The sequence below is a fragment of the Neorhizobium sp. BETTINA12A genome (assembly GCF_023006485.1).
Classification (GTDB): Bacteria; Pseudomonadota; Alphaproteobacteria; order Rhizobiales; family Rhizobiaceae; genus Neorhizobium.
This window is the reverse complement of sequence record NZ_JALBGW010000119.1, coordinates 1-14,307: the sequence shown is the minus strand read 5'-3', so window position 1 is coordinate 14,307 and position 14,307 is coordinate 1. Positions and strand designations below refer to the sequence as shown.

The following is a 14,307-nucleotide window of genomic DNA, read 5'->3' as shown; positions in this document are numbered from 1 at the left end:
GAGACGGCCCGCTCGCGCCTGCGCCGCTTTATCGTCGCCAACGTGACGCCGCCGGTGACCGACCCGCGCACGCTGTCGCTCTGGGCAGCCTTCATCAGCCATATCCAGATCGACCAGAGCTTCGCCGCCATCCACCGCGAAAACTATCTCTCTTTCCTGGAGGCGCTGGAGACGCTGCTGTCCGCCTTCTTCGTCGAGGAAAAGCGGGCTCTGAGCCCCGCCCAATGCCGCACCTATGCGATCGGGGTCAACGCGCTCGTCGACGGCCTCTGGCTGGAGGGAACGCTTGCGGCCGATACGTTTGCGGAACACGAACTCGCAGAAAATGCCCTGATCTCCGTGGAAGCGCTGCTGCGCCTGCAGCCTGGCGAGCTTTCGGCCGAACAACGATAAGAAAAGGAACCACCGATGCGTTATGCCTCGATCACCGACCGCCTCGCCCATCTCGGCTCCGGCCGCTGGGCACTCCACCTGACCGCCCGCCGCATGCAGGCATCGGGCGAGGACATCATCGAACTCACCATCGGCGAGCCGGACGTCAAGCCGGACAAGGCCCTGCTCGATGAGGCAGCGCGCGCCATGTATGCCGGCCGCACCCGGTATTCCAATGGCCGCGGCGAGCCGCCGGTGCTGAAGGCGCTGGTGGAAAAGTATTCGAAACGCCGGCCAGGTGTCACGGAGCGCAATTTCCTCTGTTTCCCCGGCACCCAGACCGCTCTCTATGCCGTCATGACCGGTCTCGTCGAAGCCGGCGACGGCGTGCTCGTCGGCGATCCGCTCTATGCCACCTATGAAGGCGTCATCCAGTCCACCGGCGCGCACATGATCCCCGTGCCGCTGCGTCCGGAAAAGAAATTCCACCTGCAGGCCGAGGACCTCGAACGGGCGATCACGCCGGAGGCCCGCGTGCTCCTTCTCAACACGCCGCACAACCCGACCGGCGCGGTGCTGACTGCCGCGGAAATCGCCGCCATCGGCGACGTCTGCCGCAAGCATGACCTCTGGATCGTTTCGGACGAGGTCTATGAGCAGTTGATCTTCGAAGGCACGCCCTTCGCCTCGCCCTTCGACATTCCGGCACTGGCCGAACGTACCATCGCGGTCTCGTCGATCTCGAAATCCCATGCTGCCCCCGGCTTCCGCAGCGGCTGGGCCGCCGGCCCCGAAGAGTTCTGTGAAAGACTGCTGCCGGTGTCCGAAACCATGCTGTTCGGCGTGCAGCCCTTCATCTCCGACATGACCGCCATGGCGCTGTCGCAGCATTTCGACACCGCCGACGTGATGCGGGAAAATTATCGCCGCCGTGCCACCATCGTCGAAAAGGCCTTTGCCGGCAGCAATCTCGTCAAGCCGATGCCGCCGGAAGGGGGCATGTTTGTTCTGCTCGACGTGACCGCCACCGGGCTCAACGGCGAGGAATTCGCCTGGGAACTGCTGCGCGAGAAAAAAGTGGCCGTCATGCCCGGCACCTCCTTCGGCGCCCAGGCCGCAGGCTTCCTGCGCATCTCGCTGACGGTCCCGGACGATGCGGTTGCAACCGCCATGCACCGTATCGCCGACCTCGCCGGCCGCATCGCGTCCACTGGCAGAGACCGCGCGACAACCCCGATGGCGTGAGCGAAGTTCCCGATTGAAATCCATGAACGAGACGGGCTATGCTCGCTTCGGTTGATTTGAAAACTGCCCATCGGAGGAGCGCAACATGCCCCATGTTATTGTCAAAATGGTCGAGGGCCGCTCCGAAGAGTAGAAGCAGGCACTGACGGCTGAGGTGACCAAGGCGGTCATGACCGCTCTTGGCTCTGCCGAGAGTTCCGTGTCGGTCGCAATCCAGGACTTTCCGAGAGACGCCTGGACGGACAAGGTCTACGTGCCGGATATCCAGGGACAGCCGGAGCTTGTCTACAAAAAGCCCGGTTACGATCCCTTCAAGTAGTCGGCTGATCCTGGAAAATTGGCGGTCTCCTCCGCCGGCGGCTCCCAGCCGAAGACGCTGCGGCCGCCCCATTCGTGCGACTTGCGGAATTCGCCGGCGACGATCTCCTTGAGGTCCGGGCCTGTCACATACCGCTCCATCTGGCGGGCCTGGTCGTCGAGCCGCTTCAGCGCTTGCAACTCTTCCTCGCGGCCGAGCCGGGCCTTGCCGACGGCAGACTTCATCACCTTGATCGTCTCGTCATAAACCTTCAGCGGCACCGGAAACGGATGCCGATCCTTGCCGCCATGGGCGAGCGAGAAGCGCGCCGGATCGGAAAACCGGCAGGGCGTGCCATGCACCACCTCGGCGACCATGGCCAAAGCCTTGACCGTCCGCGCGCCGACACCCGGCATCAGCAGCAGGTTCTCGAAATCCTCCGGGCCGCGATCTGCCGCCGCCGCCAGCGTGCCATGCAGCCGCCTCATGTTGACGTCCTCCTCGCGGACATCGTGATGCGCCGGCATGACCAGATGCGGCAGCATCGGCTGTGCCGGTTCCTTCACCTTGCGCGCTGGCTCGATGGCGATCACCTCGCGGATGATCCGGTCCGGCCCGAGCGTCGCGAGCAGATCGAGCTGGCCCTTTCGGGAGGCTTCGGCACGGTGGTCGGCGAGATTGACGATCTCGCCCTGCCCGCGGCCTTCGATGGCCGCATGCGGAGAATCGACGAAGCTTTTCAAGCCCTCCGAGATCCAGTGGTAACGCCGCGCCTGGCGCTTGTCGCCGTTCATGCCCTGTTGCACCACCACCCATTTGCCATCGTCTGTGACGATGAACCCGTGCAGGTAAAGATCGAACCCGTCCTGCACCGCGGCGCTGTCCACCTTGGCGACCAGACGGCTGGTCGTCGCAAGGCCGCTGCCGTCGATGCCGACGCGGTTGCCGATCGCGATCAGTTCCTCCGGCGTCTTGCGGGAGCTCTGCCCACGGCCGCCGCAGACATGGACGCCGAGCTCGCCGGCCATCGGCGTCAGCCCGCGCTTGAGTGCGCCGAGAACGCTGGTGGTGATGCCGGAAGAATGCCAGTCCATGCCCATAACACAACCGAAGGACTGGAACCAGAAGGGATGCGCCAGCCGCCGCAGAAGTTCGTCGCGGCCGTATTCGATGACGATCGCCTGGATGATGACCGCGCCCAGCTTCGTCATGCGCTCACCGAGCCACCGGGGAACCCGGCCGCCGTGAAGCGGGAGATCGGCGCTGCCTGCTCTTTGAACCATGATCCGCTTATATACGGACGCCCAGGCTCATGATAGAGAAAAGTTCTGCAAACGTTCTCGCAACAGTCCGATCGTCGGCACGTCCGCATTGGCGAAGGCGAAGCGCAGATAGTTCTGCTGGCTCTCGCCGAAATAGGCGCCGGGAATGCAGATCACGCCCGCCTGCCTGGCGAGCTTTTCCGCCACTTCGGCTGAACTCCTGCCTGGGAACGGATGCCGCACGAAGGCGAAATAGGCGCCGATCGCGTCGAGCTTCCAGTCGTTGACGGAGCGCATCACCGCCTTCAAGGCATCGGCACGGCGGCCGATCTCTTGCCGGTTCTCTTCGCGCCAATCGGCGAGAAGTGGCAACGCCTTGGCGACGGCGGCCTGAGCGGCGCGCGGCGCGCAGATCTGCAGGTTGTCCATGATCTTGGCGATCTGTTCGACCGCGACCGGACCGGCGGTGATCGCCCCGAGCCGGTGGCCGGGGATGCAGAACGATTTCGAAAAACTGTAGAGGCTGATCAGTGTGTCTTCCCAGCCGTCGAGACTGAACAGCGCGTGCGGCGCCTGGTCCGCTGTCGGCAGAAAGTCGCGATAGGTCTCGTCGAGGATCAGCCAGATGCCCTTGTTCTGGCAGAGCTCGAAGATCGCTTCGAGCAGCGATGGCGGATAGATCGCGCCGGTGGGGTTGTTGGGCGATACAAGCGCCAGTGCCTTGACGTCGCCGGTGATCGCCGCTTCGAGCCCGACGAGATCCGGCAGGAAACCGTTCGCTGCATCGCAGGCGACGAAAGCGGTCTTGATGCCCATCATCGCCAACGTCGTTTCGTGGTTGAAATAGAAGGGCTCGGTCATCAGCGCCGTATTGCCCGGACCGGCGACGGTCATCGCCGCGCAGACGAAGGCCTGGTTGCAGCCAGACGTGATGTGAATGTTCCTTAGGCCGATACTCGCGCCGTAAACCTCCGAGACATGCGCCGCATAGGCTGTCCGAAGTTCCGCCTCGCCCTCGATCGGCCCATAGCCGGTAAAGGCCTTTGAGGAGCCGGTCTCGCCGAGCAGCTTCAGCATGTCCGGATGGGCCGGATAACCGGGCACGGCCTGAGAGAGGTCGATCAGCGGACCTTTGGACCCGTCATAGGCACGCCCCCAGGCGGCGACGGAGGGAACGGGTGGAGGGCTGAGCTTTTCGATAAGCGGATTGAAGGCAGGCATGATCTTCCGAGAACAGGATTTTCCGAACAGGCAATTGCCAAGATGGGCAATTGATTGCCTTTCTTGTTTATCAGATTATCGGGCGACGCAAGGAGAACCGGATATGGCCGACGAGATTGAGCCCAAGGATTCGAAGCTCACCATCACCAAGCGGAAATGGGCGGAGCAAGGCAAGTTCCTGACCGGCCGGATCGCCAGGCCGGAAACCGACCGCCTACCGCCCGGCCAGCACCTGGTCAAGAACTGGCCGGTCCTCGATCTCGGCCAGCAGCCGCAGGTCTCGCCCGAGCGCTGGAAACTCGACGTGCGCGGCCTCGTCAACAACCGCAGGACCTTGGACTGGGCGGCCTTCCAGGCTCTGCCGCAGACAGAGATGCGCTCCGACATCCATTGCGTGACCACCTGGTCGCGCTACGACAACAACTGGAAAGGCGTTTCGACACACGACTTTCTCGATCTCGTCGATCCGCAAGAGGAGGCGGTTGCCGTCATGCTGACCAGCTATGACGGCTATACCACCAACCTGCTTCTCTCGGATTTCGCCTCGCCGGACGCGATTATCGTCACCGAGTGGGAAGGCAAGCCGCTGAGCGAGGAACATGGCGGGCCGGTGCGGCTGGTGGTGCCGCACCTTTATTTCTGGAAGAGCGCCAAATGGCTGAACCGGATCGAGTTCCTCGACCGGGACCAGGCCGGCTTCTGGGAGAAGAACGGCTACCATATGCGCGGGGACCCCTGGTCCGAGGAGCGTTATTCGGACGACTAACCGAACTGGACGAGGTTGAGCGCCGGCAGCGGGCCACCGGGGAACTGCGCCAGCTTGGCGCCTACCGCAAGCGGCCCGAGATCGATGCCGAAGAAACCGAGCTTGTCGATCAGCCCGGCGACCTCCGACTTCGAGGCCGCATCGTCACCGGAATAGAACAGCACACGCTTGCCGCCTTCGGAAGAAGGATCAGCCTCGAGCAGTTTTGCCAGCAGATGGTTGAAGGCCTTAACAACTCGGGCGCCCGGCACCAGATTTGAAACGATCTCGCTGGAAAGGCGGCCATTGAGTTCAGCCGGCTTGAACAGCGGCGCTTCGATCGGGTTGTTTGCATCGATGACGATCCGGCCGTTCCAGTCCGGCAGGCCGGCAAGGGCAGCCGGCAGCTTCGACCACGGAACCGCGATCAGCACCATGTCGGCACTTGCTGCCTCTTCGATCGTGCCGGCGGAAATCCAGGGCGACAGCTCGGCCGTCAGTGTTTCGAGCGAGGCCGGGCCGCGGCTGTTGGCGATGGTGGCGCGCACGCCGTTTCTTGCAAGCGTGCGGGCGAAGGCTGCGCCGATATTGCCGGCGCCGATGATACCGATGGTCATGATTGCGATACTCCAGTGGTTTCGATGTCAGGAATATCGCGTCTGGATTGCCGCTTGATTAGCCGGCAATAATGCCAATCATCTTCAAGCAACCGTTGAAGGCAGAATCACCGTGGAAAGCCTCGCCAATCTCGAATCCTTCATGCGCAGCGCAGAGCTCGGTGGCTTCTCGGCTGCAGCCAGGCGGTTGGCACTGACGCCCGCGGCCGTCAGCCGCAATGTCGCGATGCTGGAGCGGAACCTCGGCACCCGCCTCTTCCAGCGCAGCACGCGAAGGCTGACGCTGACGGAAGCGGGCGAACGTTTTCTGTCGGAGATCCGCGACCACGTCGAGGCGCTGCAGACCGCGATCGCCGAGGTCTCTTCGGGCGGAGCGGAGCCGGCCGGTGTGCTGAAGGTCAGCATGAGCCCGCATTTCGGAACGGGCTATATCCTGCCGCTGCTGCCGGAGTTCATGGCGCGCTACCCGCTGATCCGTCCGGACTGGACGTTCGAGAACCGGCAGGTCGATCTGATCGCCGAGGGATATGACGCGGCGATCGGCGGCGGGTTTGAGCTGACGCCCGGCGCGGTCGCCCGGGTGCTGGCGCCGGCCCATATCGTGCTGGTCGCTTCACCTGCCTACATGAAGGATAGGCCGATGCCGGCCCATCCGGCGGACCTTGCGAACCTCGACGGCATCCATATGCGTTCTTCCAATACCGGCCGTATTCGCCAATGGGTGATGCGAAATGCCGGCGGCGACGAAGTGCCCGTGGCACTGAGGGAAAAGATGGTGCTCAACGACCCAGCCGCCATTGCCCACGCAGCAAGCCTCGGCCTCGGCGTCGCGATGATCGCGATGCCGGATGCCTTATCGTATATGGAGAGCGGTATGCTCGTCCGCCTGCTGCCCGACTGGTATGCGGATATCGGGCCGATCTCGATCTACTACGCCAGCAAGACGCTGCTGCCGGCAAAGACCCGCGTCTTTATCGACTTCGTGGTCGAGCATTTCCGGAAGGAACGTCTGGCCGAACGCTTTGCCGGCAGCCTCGGGGCATCCAACACGCCGAAGCGAAGATAGGCGCACCCGGCCGAAGCCGGATGCGCCGGATCGATCAGATCAGCTTTTCGAGCGTGATCGGCAGGTCGCGGACGCGTTTGCCGGTCGCGTGGAAGACCGCGTTGGCGATTGCCGGCGCGACGCCGACGATGCCGACTTCGCCGACGCCCTTGCCGCCCAGCGCCGAGGCGCCGTAATCGGGAATGCCGACCGAGATCACCTCGATATGCGGCACGTCCGCATTGGTGGGCACCAGATAGTCGCCCATGTTGTTGTTGACGGTGCGGCCGTTGCGCTGGTCGACGAGACCTTCCTCGAGGAGAGCCTGGCCGATGCCCATGATGATGCCGCCCCGCCACTGGCTTTCGACCAGCCGCGGATTGTAGAGCCGGCCGCAATCGAAGGCCGAGACGATGCGGGACACCCGCACCGTTCCAAAATCCTCATCCACCCTCACTTCGGCGAAATGGGCGCACCAGCTATGCATGGAATATTCGCCCATGGTCGGCCCCTGAACCTTTACCATGCTCGTCCAGGCCTGATGCTGCTCCTGGGCGGTAGCACCTTCCGGCAGCGTATTCCTCAGGATCTCGATCTCGTCGCGACCGAGCGCCGCCATCAGTTCCGAAAGCGTGAGCGACGGGCCTTGGTCGCGGGGAGCGGCAACGCGGCCGCCGCTGAAAGTCAGCGTATTGGCGCCGGTATCGCGCAGCGGCGATTTCTCGTCGTTGAGCGCCAGTCCGATCAGTTCGTCGCGGGCCGCTGTCGCCGCCTTGTGCACGGCGCCGAGAATGGAGCCCGCCAGCATCGAGCCGCCGGCGATCGCCGAGCCCGGCAACCGGGAATCGCCAAGATGGACCTCGACCTGGTCGGCGGGAATGCCGAACACTTCGGCCACCGTCTGAGCAAGGATCGTATAGGTGCCCTGCCCCATGTCGATCGCACCGCTGACGACCTCGACACGGCCGTTGCGCAGGATGCGGATCATCGCCTCGCTCGGCGCCTGAAGGACCGGGAACGTGCCGCAGCCGATGCCCCAGCCGATCAGGGTTTTGCCGTCGCGCATCGAGCGTGGTTCATGGCTGCGCCTCGACCAGCCGAAAGCTTCGGCCCCTTCGGTCAGCGCTTCGCGCAGCCGGCGGGTCGACCACGGTTTCCCCGACTGGTAGTCGTGGTCGGCGTAGTTTTTCAGCCGCAGTTCGAGCGGGTCCATGCCGAGTTTGTAGGCGAGCTCCTCCATCGCACTTTCGATGCCGAACGCGCTGGGGTTCTTGCCCGGTCCGCGTAACGCACCCGGTGTGACGGCGTTGACCGGCACGACCCGATGCTGCGACGAGAAATTCTCTATCCTGTAGAGGATCGGCGTTGCGGCACCGGTCTGCTCAGGCCAATCCGCATAGGTGGAGGTCTCGCTGGCGCCGCGATGGACGATCGCCTGCAGGATGCCGTCTTCCGTCGCGCCAATCTTGATCCGCTGGCGCGTCGCGGCGCGACCGCCATAGTTGGTGAAATTCTGCGGTCGCGTGAGCGCAAGCTTGACCGGCCGGCCGAGCTTCCTGGACGCGAAAGCCGCCACCGCGCCATGGGCGAGCGCCGCCCCCTTGGAGCCGAACCCGCCGCCGATGAACGGCGAGATCAGGCGGACGTTTTCGTAAGGAATGCCGAACCATTCGGAATAGCTGCGCGCCATGCCGTGAGACCACTGGCTCGGCTCCCAGACAGTGATCCGGTCGCCATCCCACTTCACGGTCAGCCCATGCGGCTCCATGGCGACGTGATATTCACGCGGCGTCGAATATTCGCCTTCGATCTGAACCGGTGCCGCCGCAAGAGCGGCCTCGGCATCACCCCATCCGGCGGTGAGATTGTCCATGACCTTGCCTTCGCCAGCCGCCGTATCGTTGAAGCTCGCGACATGCGGCGCCTTCTCATAGGTGATGCAGATCAGCCTTGCCGCCTCGACCGCCTGTTCGCGGCTTTCCGCGACGACGGCGGCGATCGACTGACCATTGTACTGCACCTGCCGCGGCAGCGGATAATACGGCTGGTTTTCCGGGCGATTGCCACCCCAGTCGGAGGCGACCAGGAGACCCATATCGTCATCCGGCGTCAGCACCATCAGCACGCCCGGGGCCGCAAGCGCCTTTTCCGCATCGACCGATATGACGCGACCGGCCGGGATCGTGCTCTGCACGAGAATAGCATAGACAAGGCCTTCGGCCGGATATTCCAGCGCATAGGTCGCACCACCGGTGACCTTCAGATTGCCTTCGAAGCGTGTTTGACGACCGCCGACAGTCCCGTCTGAGGCATCGCCGTGTTTGCGGGGTTCCATGATGGTCATACGAGACCTCCAACTTTCAGGATGGCGCGGGCGACAACGCGCGGCGCAAGTTCGATCTTGTAGTGATTGGCGCCATGCGAAACGGCACCTTCCATGGCGAGCCGGCTCGCCGCCTCGACGGTTTCCGCGCTGAGCACCTTGCCGACCAGCGCCTGTTCGACGTTGCGAGCCCGCCACGGCTTGGTGGCGACGCCGCCCAGAGCGACGCGGATATCGCGAACCGTCTTGCCGTCCGCTTCGAATTCCAGCCCGACTGCGGCACTCGCCGCCGCAAACTCGTAGGACTGGCGGTCGCGAACCTTGAGATAGGTAGAGTTCTTCGCCGCCGCCGAGGCCGGAATGGTGATCGCGGTGATCATCTCGCCGCGCTGCAACGCGGTTTCCCGCTCCGGCGTATTGCCCGGCGTCAGGAAAAAGTCGTCGACCGACACCGTCCGGCCCCCGAGATCGACCACGGCGTCGAAGGCGGCGAGCGCGACTGCGAGGTCACCCGGATAGGTGGCGATGCAGGCATCGCTGGTGCCGAGGACAGCGTGGTTGCGGGTGACGCCGCCAAGCGCCGAACAGCCGGAGCCGGGATTGCGTTTGTGGCAGGCCGGAAACACGTCCGGCTCGCGGAAATACGAACAGCGTGTCCGCTGCAGCAGGTTGCCGCCGATCGTCGCCATGTTGCGCAGCTGGGCGGAGGCCGCCAGCGACAGCGATTCCGAAACTGCCGGGAAAGCGGCACGGATGCCTGGGTGATCGGCAACCGCGCCCATCTTGGCAAGCGCACCGATCGTGGCGCCGCCGGCATCGAGGGTGATCCCGCCGAGCCCGGAAAGGTGGGTGATGTCGATGACGGTTTCCGGCTCCATCACGCCGCATTTGGCGAGATCGAGAAGCGTCGTGCCACCGGCAAGCAGCGCTGAACCGGCCTGGAGCGCCGCCTGCCGGGCTTCATCGGCAGACGAGGCGCGGAGATAGGAAAAGTCTCTCATCACGCCATCTCCGCCGCTTCGCGCACCGCCGCGACGATGCTGTTATAGGCTCCGCACCGACAGAGATTTCCGGACATGTATTCGCGGATTTCCTCGTCGGATCCCGCATGGCCTTCGCGGATGCAGGCGACTGCCGACATGATCTGACCGGGCGTGCAATAGCCGCATTGGAACGCATCATGCTCCACGAAAGCCGCCTGGACAGGGTGCAACTCGCCGTTTTCCGCGGCAATACCCTCGATCGTGGTGATCTGCCGCCCTTCGACCTGGGCTGCAAGCGTCAGACAGGAGAGCACACGGCTGCCGTCGACATGACAGGTGCAGGCGCCGCATTGACCCTGGTCGCAGCCCTTCTTGGTGCCGGTCAGCGCCAGATGTTCGCGCAGTGCATCGAGCAGCGTGACACGCGGTTCGACATCGAGTTCGTGCCGCCCCCCGTTGATATCGAGCGAAAGATGGATGGTTCGTGTCATGGATCAAGCTCCTGCCATTGTCACGAGAATGAGAATTTAAAGCCTGGGACGGACTGGCCAACTGGCTGCGATGCCCTAGATGATGTTCGGCGAGAGAAGCACCGGCACATTTCGGCATGACATCCGTCCCCCTCTGGACTAAGAAGTGGAAGGCACTCCAGATAAACGGAGGCGCCTCCGTTTAAACTAGTGGCTTACTGATTTTCGTCAAGCCCTCATTTGCCTGGAGCAATATTTTGGCCTCGGCCGAGCCGAAGACGACATCGCCCGCATCGACCAAGCTTCGCGCCGATGCCCGCCGTAACCGCGACAGGCTGATCGAGGTGGCGGCCGCAGCCTTTGCGGAAAATGGCGTCGAGACCTCGCTGGAAGATATAGCACGCCAGGCTTGTGTCGGCATCGGCACCCTTTACCGGCATTTCCCGAGCCGCGAGCATCTCGTGGAAGTGGTCTATCGCCGTGAACTCGAAAGCCTGGCCACGGCCGCCACCGAACTTGCCCAAAAACATTCGCCGGATGTGGCGCTTGAGGAGTGGATGCGTCGTTTCGTCGGCTACATCGCCACCAAGCGCGGCATGGCCAACAGCCTGCGCATTCTCATGACGTCGAACTCCTCCCTTTTTTCCGAGGGCTCTGGCCTGATCCGTGGCGCTTTGGAAAGCCTGTTGAAGACCGCCGGCGACAAGGGATGTATCCGCAGCGACATCGAGACAAGCGATCTCCTGCACGCGCTGTCGAGTATCTATTCGATTCCGGAATCGCCCGAATGGCGTGAGCGGTCGCATCGCCTGATCGGCCTCTTGATGGACGGCCTTCGGACCCGCCGATAACACCCGCTCAATGCCTCGGATCTGCTCGGAAACGACCCCGTCGGATAGGCTAGATTTCGCATCTCGATTGAACGGAAAATCAAGCAATCCTCGATTGACAGGTATCCTGTTACTACGCCGGCCCGATTCCAATATTATTGTTATAAAATAAACGGATAGCACAGGTATATTTTCGAACTTTTAGCGCCGAAAATCATCAAAAATCGTTGTACAATATCAAAATTCAATCTGTCGTTAAAGAGTTTGACCTTAATCTTCCGGCAACCGCGTGACCGCCATCCGGTGTAGCGCAAGAGCCGGTATGAGACCGGTTCTCTTCCCACACTGCCAGATATCAGATCTGCGCGTGAAAACGCGTTGCCTCATTCGAGGCTTCACCAATCCGGAGCCGAACCTCATGTCCCGTCTCTCCATTCGCAGCTCGCTCATCGCCGTCTTCGGCGCGATTGCAGCTCTCGTCGCCGTTCTCGCCTGGGCGGCCATATCCTCGCTCTCCAACGTCGCCGGCAATCTCAATACGATTTCCGAGAACTCGATGCCGAGCGTTCAGGCTTCGAAGAATATCGAGACGGCCATTCTCGGAATGACGGTCGCCTATATGGGCCATCTGACCACCACCTCGGACTTCGGCATGGAATCGGCGGAAAAGCTGATCGCCCAGCAATCCGATGCGCTGAAGGTCGCTCTCAACGCCTACAGGCCGCTGATTTCCAGCGATCAGGAAAAGCAGATCATCGACCAGATCCAGGCCGGCATCGACAAATACATCCTGAACGGCCAGAAGATGCTGGACTTCTCCCGCAAGGCTTCGGACGCCCGCGCCCGTGTCGAGATGGAAAAGATGCGCATCACCATCCAGCCAGCGATGGAAGCCGTTACCAAGCTGGTCAAGTCGAACACGGATGAGGCGGCCGTCGAAACCGCAAAGGCGAAGACGACCTACTCCACCGCGCTCACCACGATGGAAATCATCCTCGGCGTCGTTTTCCTGCTGATCGTCGGCGCCGCCGTCTACGTGTTGTCCGGTATTGCCCGTCCGATCCAGCGCATCACCGCTTCGATGAGCGGTCTTGCCGCAGGTGACACCGCCACCGAAATCCCCTTCGCCGGCCGCAAGGACGAAGTCGGCGCCATGGCCGGCGCCGTCGAAGTGTTCCGCCAGGCCGCGATCTCCAACCGGCAGCTTCAGGAAGAGGCCGAAGAAGCTCGCGCCCACGCCGAAGCCGACCGTATCCGCCTGCAGGAAGAGGCGGAAGCCTCGGCCCAGGCCCGCCTGCACGAAGCGACCTCCGGTCTTGCCGCCGGCCTGCGCCGCCTTGCATCCGGCGACCTCGCCTTCCAGCTCAACGAGCCTTTTGCTCCGGATTTCGAAGCGCTGCGCGAAGACCTGAACTCCGCCGTGTCCCGTCTCGGCGCCGCACTTTCCGAAGTCGCCGGCTCGGCCCAGTCGATCGACAGCGGCTCGCGTGAAGTCAGCCAGAGCGCCGACGACCTTTCCAAGCGTACCGAACAGCAGGCAGCCTCGCTTGAAGAGACCGCCGCAGCCCTCGACGAAATCACCGTCAACGTCTCGAACTCTTCCAAACGTGCGGACGAGGCGAAGTCCATCGCGCTGCAGGCAAATTCGAGCGCCGCCCAGTCGGGGGCCGTGGTCGCCAACGCCGTCGACGCGATGCAGCGCATCGAGCAGTCGTCCAGCCAGATCTCCAACATCATCGGCGTCATCGACGAGATCGCCTTCCAGACTAATCTGTTGGCGCTGAATGCCGGCGTCGAAGCGGCCCGTGCCGGTGATGCCGGCAAGGGGTTTGCGGTTGTCGCCCAGGAAGTCCGCGAACTCGCCCAGCGTTCCGCGAGCGCCGCGAAGGAGATCAAGGACCTCATCCGCAAGTCGGGCGCCGAGGTTCAGAACGGCGTCAAGCTGGTGCGCGAGACCGGCGACGCGCTGAAAACGATCGAAAGCCACGTCGTCACCATCAACGAGCATATCAGTGCGATCGCCACCGCCGCCCGCGAACAGTCGGTCGGACTTGCCGAAGTCAATTCGGCCGTCAACCAGATGGACCAGGTGACACAGCAAAACGCTGCAATGGTCGAGGAAACCAATGCCGCCGGCGCCAATCTCGCCTCGGAAAGCACGAAGCTGCGCGATCTCCTCACCCGCTTCAAGCTCTCCGAAGGCGGTCAGCGTTCCGGAATACAGCAGCGGCCGGCCTACGGCTCCGCTCCGGTTGCTGCCGCCCGCAACGCCGTTCCGCAGGAATCGCCGGCCCGTCGCCTTGCGCAGCGCGTCAGCAAGTCCTTTGGCGGCGCCGCGGCTGCAGCAAGCACGGAATCGCAGTGGACCGAATTCTGATCCGCTGATCGAAGCTCAGCTTTTACTGTCGCTCTTCGACGGCCCGGCCTCTGCCATCTGGCGCAGAAGCCGGGCCGTTTCGTCATTGGCGGGAAAGAAGGATTCGACCGCCAGTTCCGACAGCGTCACATCGACCGGGGTTCCGAAAACCGTCGTCGTCGAGATGAAGGATAACAGCCCCGCCTCAGTCCGCAGATCCATCGGCACGGCGATACCCGCATAGTCATGTTTCGCCGCCGCTTTCGGCGTATCTTCCGGCACCGGATAGCCGGAAAGCTCTTCCAGCAATGCCCTGAGAACGCGGTCACCGGTCGCGGCGATCTGCTGGCGGAGCCGTTCGAGCAGGTGACTGCGCCACTCGAAAAGATTGGCAATGTGAGGCGCAAGGCCCTGCGGATGAAGGCTGAGCCGCAGCACGTTCACCCGCCCCTCGATCAGCGAGCGGTCGGCGACATCAGCAAGCAGCGGCGCCACCGCGGCATTCGCGGCCACCAGGGTCCAGTGCCGGTCGACCGCCAG

The 14,307-nt window shown here is 63.2% G+C and carries 13 protein-coding genes and 1 pseudogene; 7 read left to right on the top strand and 7 right to left on the bottom strand.

Translation table 11 applies throughout. From position 1 onward, the window contains the following. The 3 genes from MOV61_RS22070 to MOV61_RS22060 form a co-directional block, all read left to right on the top strand. Positions 1-393 (top strand): TetR family transcriptional regulator C-terminal domain-containing protein (locus MOV61_RS22070; RefSeq protein WP_247138100.1); only part of this gene is annotated, 393 nt, incomplete at its 5' end. A gap of 15 nt (positions 394-408) precedes the next feature. After that, on the top strand, positions 409-1,617 hold the full coding sequence (locus tag MOV61_RS22065; protein WP_247138099.1) for a pyridoxal phosphate-dependent aminotransferase: 1,209 nt from the start codon (positions 409-411) through the stop codon (positions 1,615-1,617). Between the two features lie 142 nt (positions 1,618-1,759). Continuing rightward, positions 1,760-1,936 carry a tautomerase family protein gene (locus tag MOV61_RS22060; protein ID WP_258718959.1) on the top strand — a complete coding sequence of 59 codons (177 nt, stop codon included), beginning with the start codon at positions 1,760-1,762 and terminating at the stop codon, positions 1,934-1,936. Here MOV61_RS22060 and MOV61_RS22055 read toward each other — a convergent pair. Continuing rightward, a complete protein-coding gene (locus tag MOV61_RS22055) occupies positions 1,918-3,198 on the bottom strand; it encodes a DUF763 domain-containing protein (RefSeq protein WP_247138097.1) in 1,281 nt (426 codons plus the stop codon). The genes MOV61_RS22060 and MOV61_RS22055 overlap by 19 nt on opposite strands. Positions 3,199-3,225: 27 nt before the next feature. Then, positions 3,226-4,398, bottom strand: a complete 1,173-nt coding sequence (locus tag MOV61_RS22050) for an aminotransferase (RefSeq protein ID WP_247138096.1) — start codon at positions 4,396-4,398, stop codon at positions 3,226-3,228. A 103-nt stretch (positions 4,399-4,501) separates the two neighbouring features. Between MOV61_RS22050 and MOV61_RS22045 the strand changes: the two genes are divergently transcribed. Further along, entirely contained in the window at positions 4,502-5,164 is a 663-nt protein-coding gene (locus tag MOV61_RS22045; protein WP_247138095.1) for a sulfite oxidase-like oxidoreductase, read from the top strand. Here MOV61_RS22045 and MOV61_RS22040 read toward each other — a convergent pair. Then, on the bottom strand, positions 5,161-5,760 hold the full coding sequence (locus MOV61_RS22040) for an NADPH-dependent F420 reductase (protein ID WP_247138094.1): 600 nt from the start codon (positions 5,758-5,760) through the stop codon (positions 5,161-5,163). The two genes, MOV61_RS22045 and MOV61_RS22040, sit on opposite strands and share 4 nt — an antisense overlap. 112 nt (positions 5,761-5,872) lie before the next feature. Between MOV61_RS22040 and MOV61_RS22035 the strand changes: the two genes are divergently transcribed. Further along, the gene (locus tag MOV61_RS22035) at positions 5,873-6,826 is read left to right on the top strand and encodes a LysR family transcriptional regulator (protein ID WP_247138093.1); all 954 of its coding nucleotides are present in this window, start codon (positions 5,873-5,875) and stop codon (positions 6,824-6,826) included. Between the two features lie 34 nt (positions 6,827-6,860). On the opposite strand, the gene MOV61_RS22030 is transcribed toward MOV61_RS22035, so the two are convergent. The 3 genes from MOV61_RS22030 to MOV61_RS22020 are packed head-to-tail and all read right to left on the bottom strand — an operon-like array spanning position 6,861 to position 10,602. Next, a complete protein-coding gene (locus MOV61_RS22030; protein WP_247138092.1) occupies positions 6,861-9,149 on the bottom strand; it encodes a xanthine dehydrogenase family protein molybdopterin-binding subunit in 2,289 nt (762 codons plus the stop codon). After that, positions 9,146-10,129: a xanthine dehydrogenase family protein subunit M gene (locus MOV61_RS22025; RefSeq protein ID WP_247138091.1), complete on the bottom strand. Its 984-nt coding sequence runs from the start codon at positions 10,127-10,129 to the stop codon at positions 9,146-9,148. Before MOV61_RS22025 ends, MOV61_RS22030 begins: the two co-directional genes overlap by 4 nt. Further along, entirely contained in the window at positions 10,129-10,602 is a 474-nt protein-coding gene (locus MOV61_RS22020; protein ID WP_247138090.1) for a (2Fe-2S)-binding protein, read from the bottom strand. The genes MOV61_RS22025 and MOV61_RS22020 overlap by 1 nt, the downstream gene beginning before the upstream one ends. Positions 10,603-10,838: 236 nt before the next feature. Here MOV61_RS22020 and MOV61_RS22015 point away from each other — a divergent pair, with 236 nt between their 5' ends. Both MOV61_RS22015 and MOV61_RS22010 read left to right on the top strand, forming a co-directional pair. Continuing rightward, positions 10,839-11,432, top strand: a complete 594-nt coding sequence (locus MOV61_RS22015) for a TetR/AcrR family transcriptional regulator (RefSeq protein ID WP_247031105.1) — start codon at positions 10,839-10,841, stop codon at positions 11,430-11,432. 397 nt (positions 11,433-11,829) lie between these two features. Continuing rightward, positions 11,830-13,788, top strand: a complete 1,959-nt coding sequence (locus MOV61_RS22010) for a methyl-accepting chemotaxis protein (RefSeq protein ID WP_247138089.1) — start codon at positions 11,830-11,832, stop codon at positions 13,786-13,788. Between the two features lie 15 nt (positions 13,789-13,803). On the opposite strand, the pseudogene MOV61_RS22005 reads toward MOV61_RS22010, so the two are convergent. Next, positions 13,804-14,307: pseudogene (locus MOV61_RS22005) on the bottom strand (transcriptional regulator); the annotation flags it as partial.

Coding starts and splice junctions, on each gene's coding strand:
- MOV61_RS22045 (WP_247138095.1), top strand. CDS start 4,502: ATGGCCGACGAGATTGAGCCCAAGGATTCGAAGCTCACCATCACCAAG.
- MOV61_RS22030 (WP_247138092.1), bottom strand. CDS start 9,149: ATGACCATCATGGAACCCCGCAAACACGGCGATGCCTCAGACGGGACT.
- MOV61_RS22040 (WP_247138094.1), bottom strand. CDS start 5,760: ATGACCATCGGTATCATCGGCGCCGGCAATATCGGCGCAGCCTTCGCC.
- MOV61_RS22065 (WP_247138099.1), top strand. CDS start 409: ATGCGTTATGCCTCGATCACCGACCGCCTCGCCCATCTCGGCTCCGGC.
- MOV61_RS22010 (WP_247138089.1), top strand. CDS start 11,830: ATGTCCCGTCTCTCCATTCGCAGCTCGCTCATCGCCGTCTTCGGCGCG.
- MOV61_RS22055 (WP_247138097.1), bottom strand. CDS start 3,198: ATGGTTCAAAGAGCAGGCAGCGCCGATCTCCCGCTTCACGGCGGCCGG.
- MOV61_RS22025 (WP_247138091.1), bottom strand. CDS start 10,129: ATGAGAGACTTTTCCTATCTCCGCGCCTCGTCTGCCGATGAAGCCCGG.
- MOV61_RS22020 (WP_247138090.1), bottom strand. CDS start 10,602: ATGACACGAACCATCCATCTTTCGCTCGATATCAACGGGGGGCGGCAC.
- MOV61_RS22050 (WP_247138096.1), bottom strand. CDS start 4,398: ATGCCTGCCTTCAATCCGCTTATCGAAAAGCTCAGCCCTCCACCCGTT.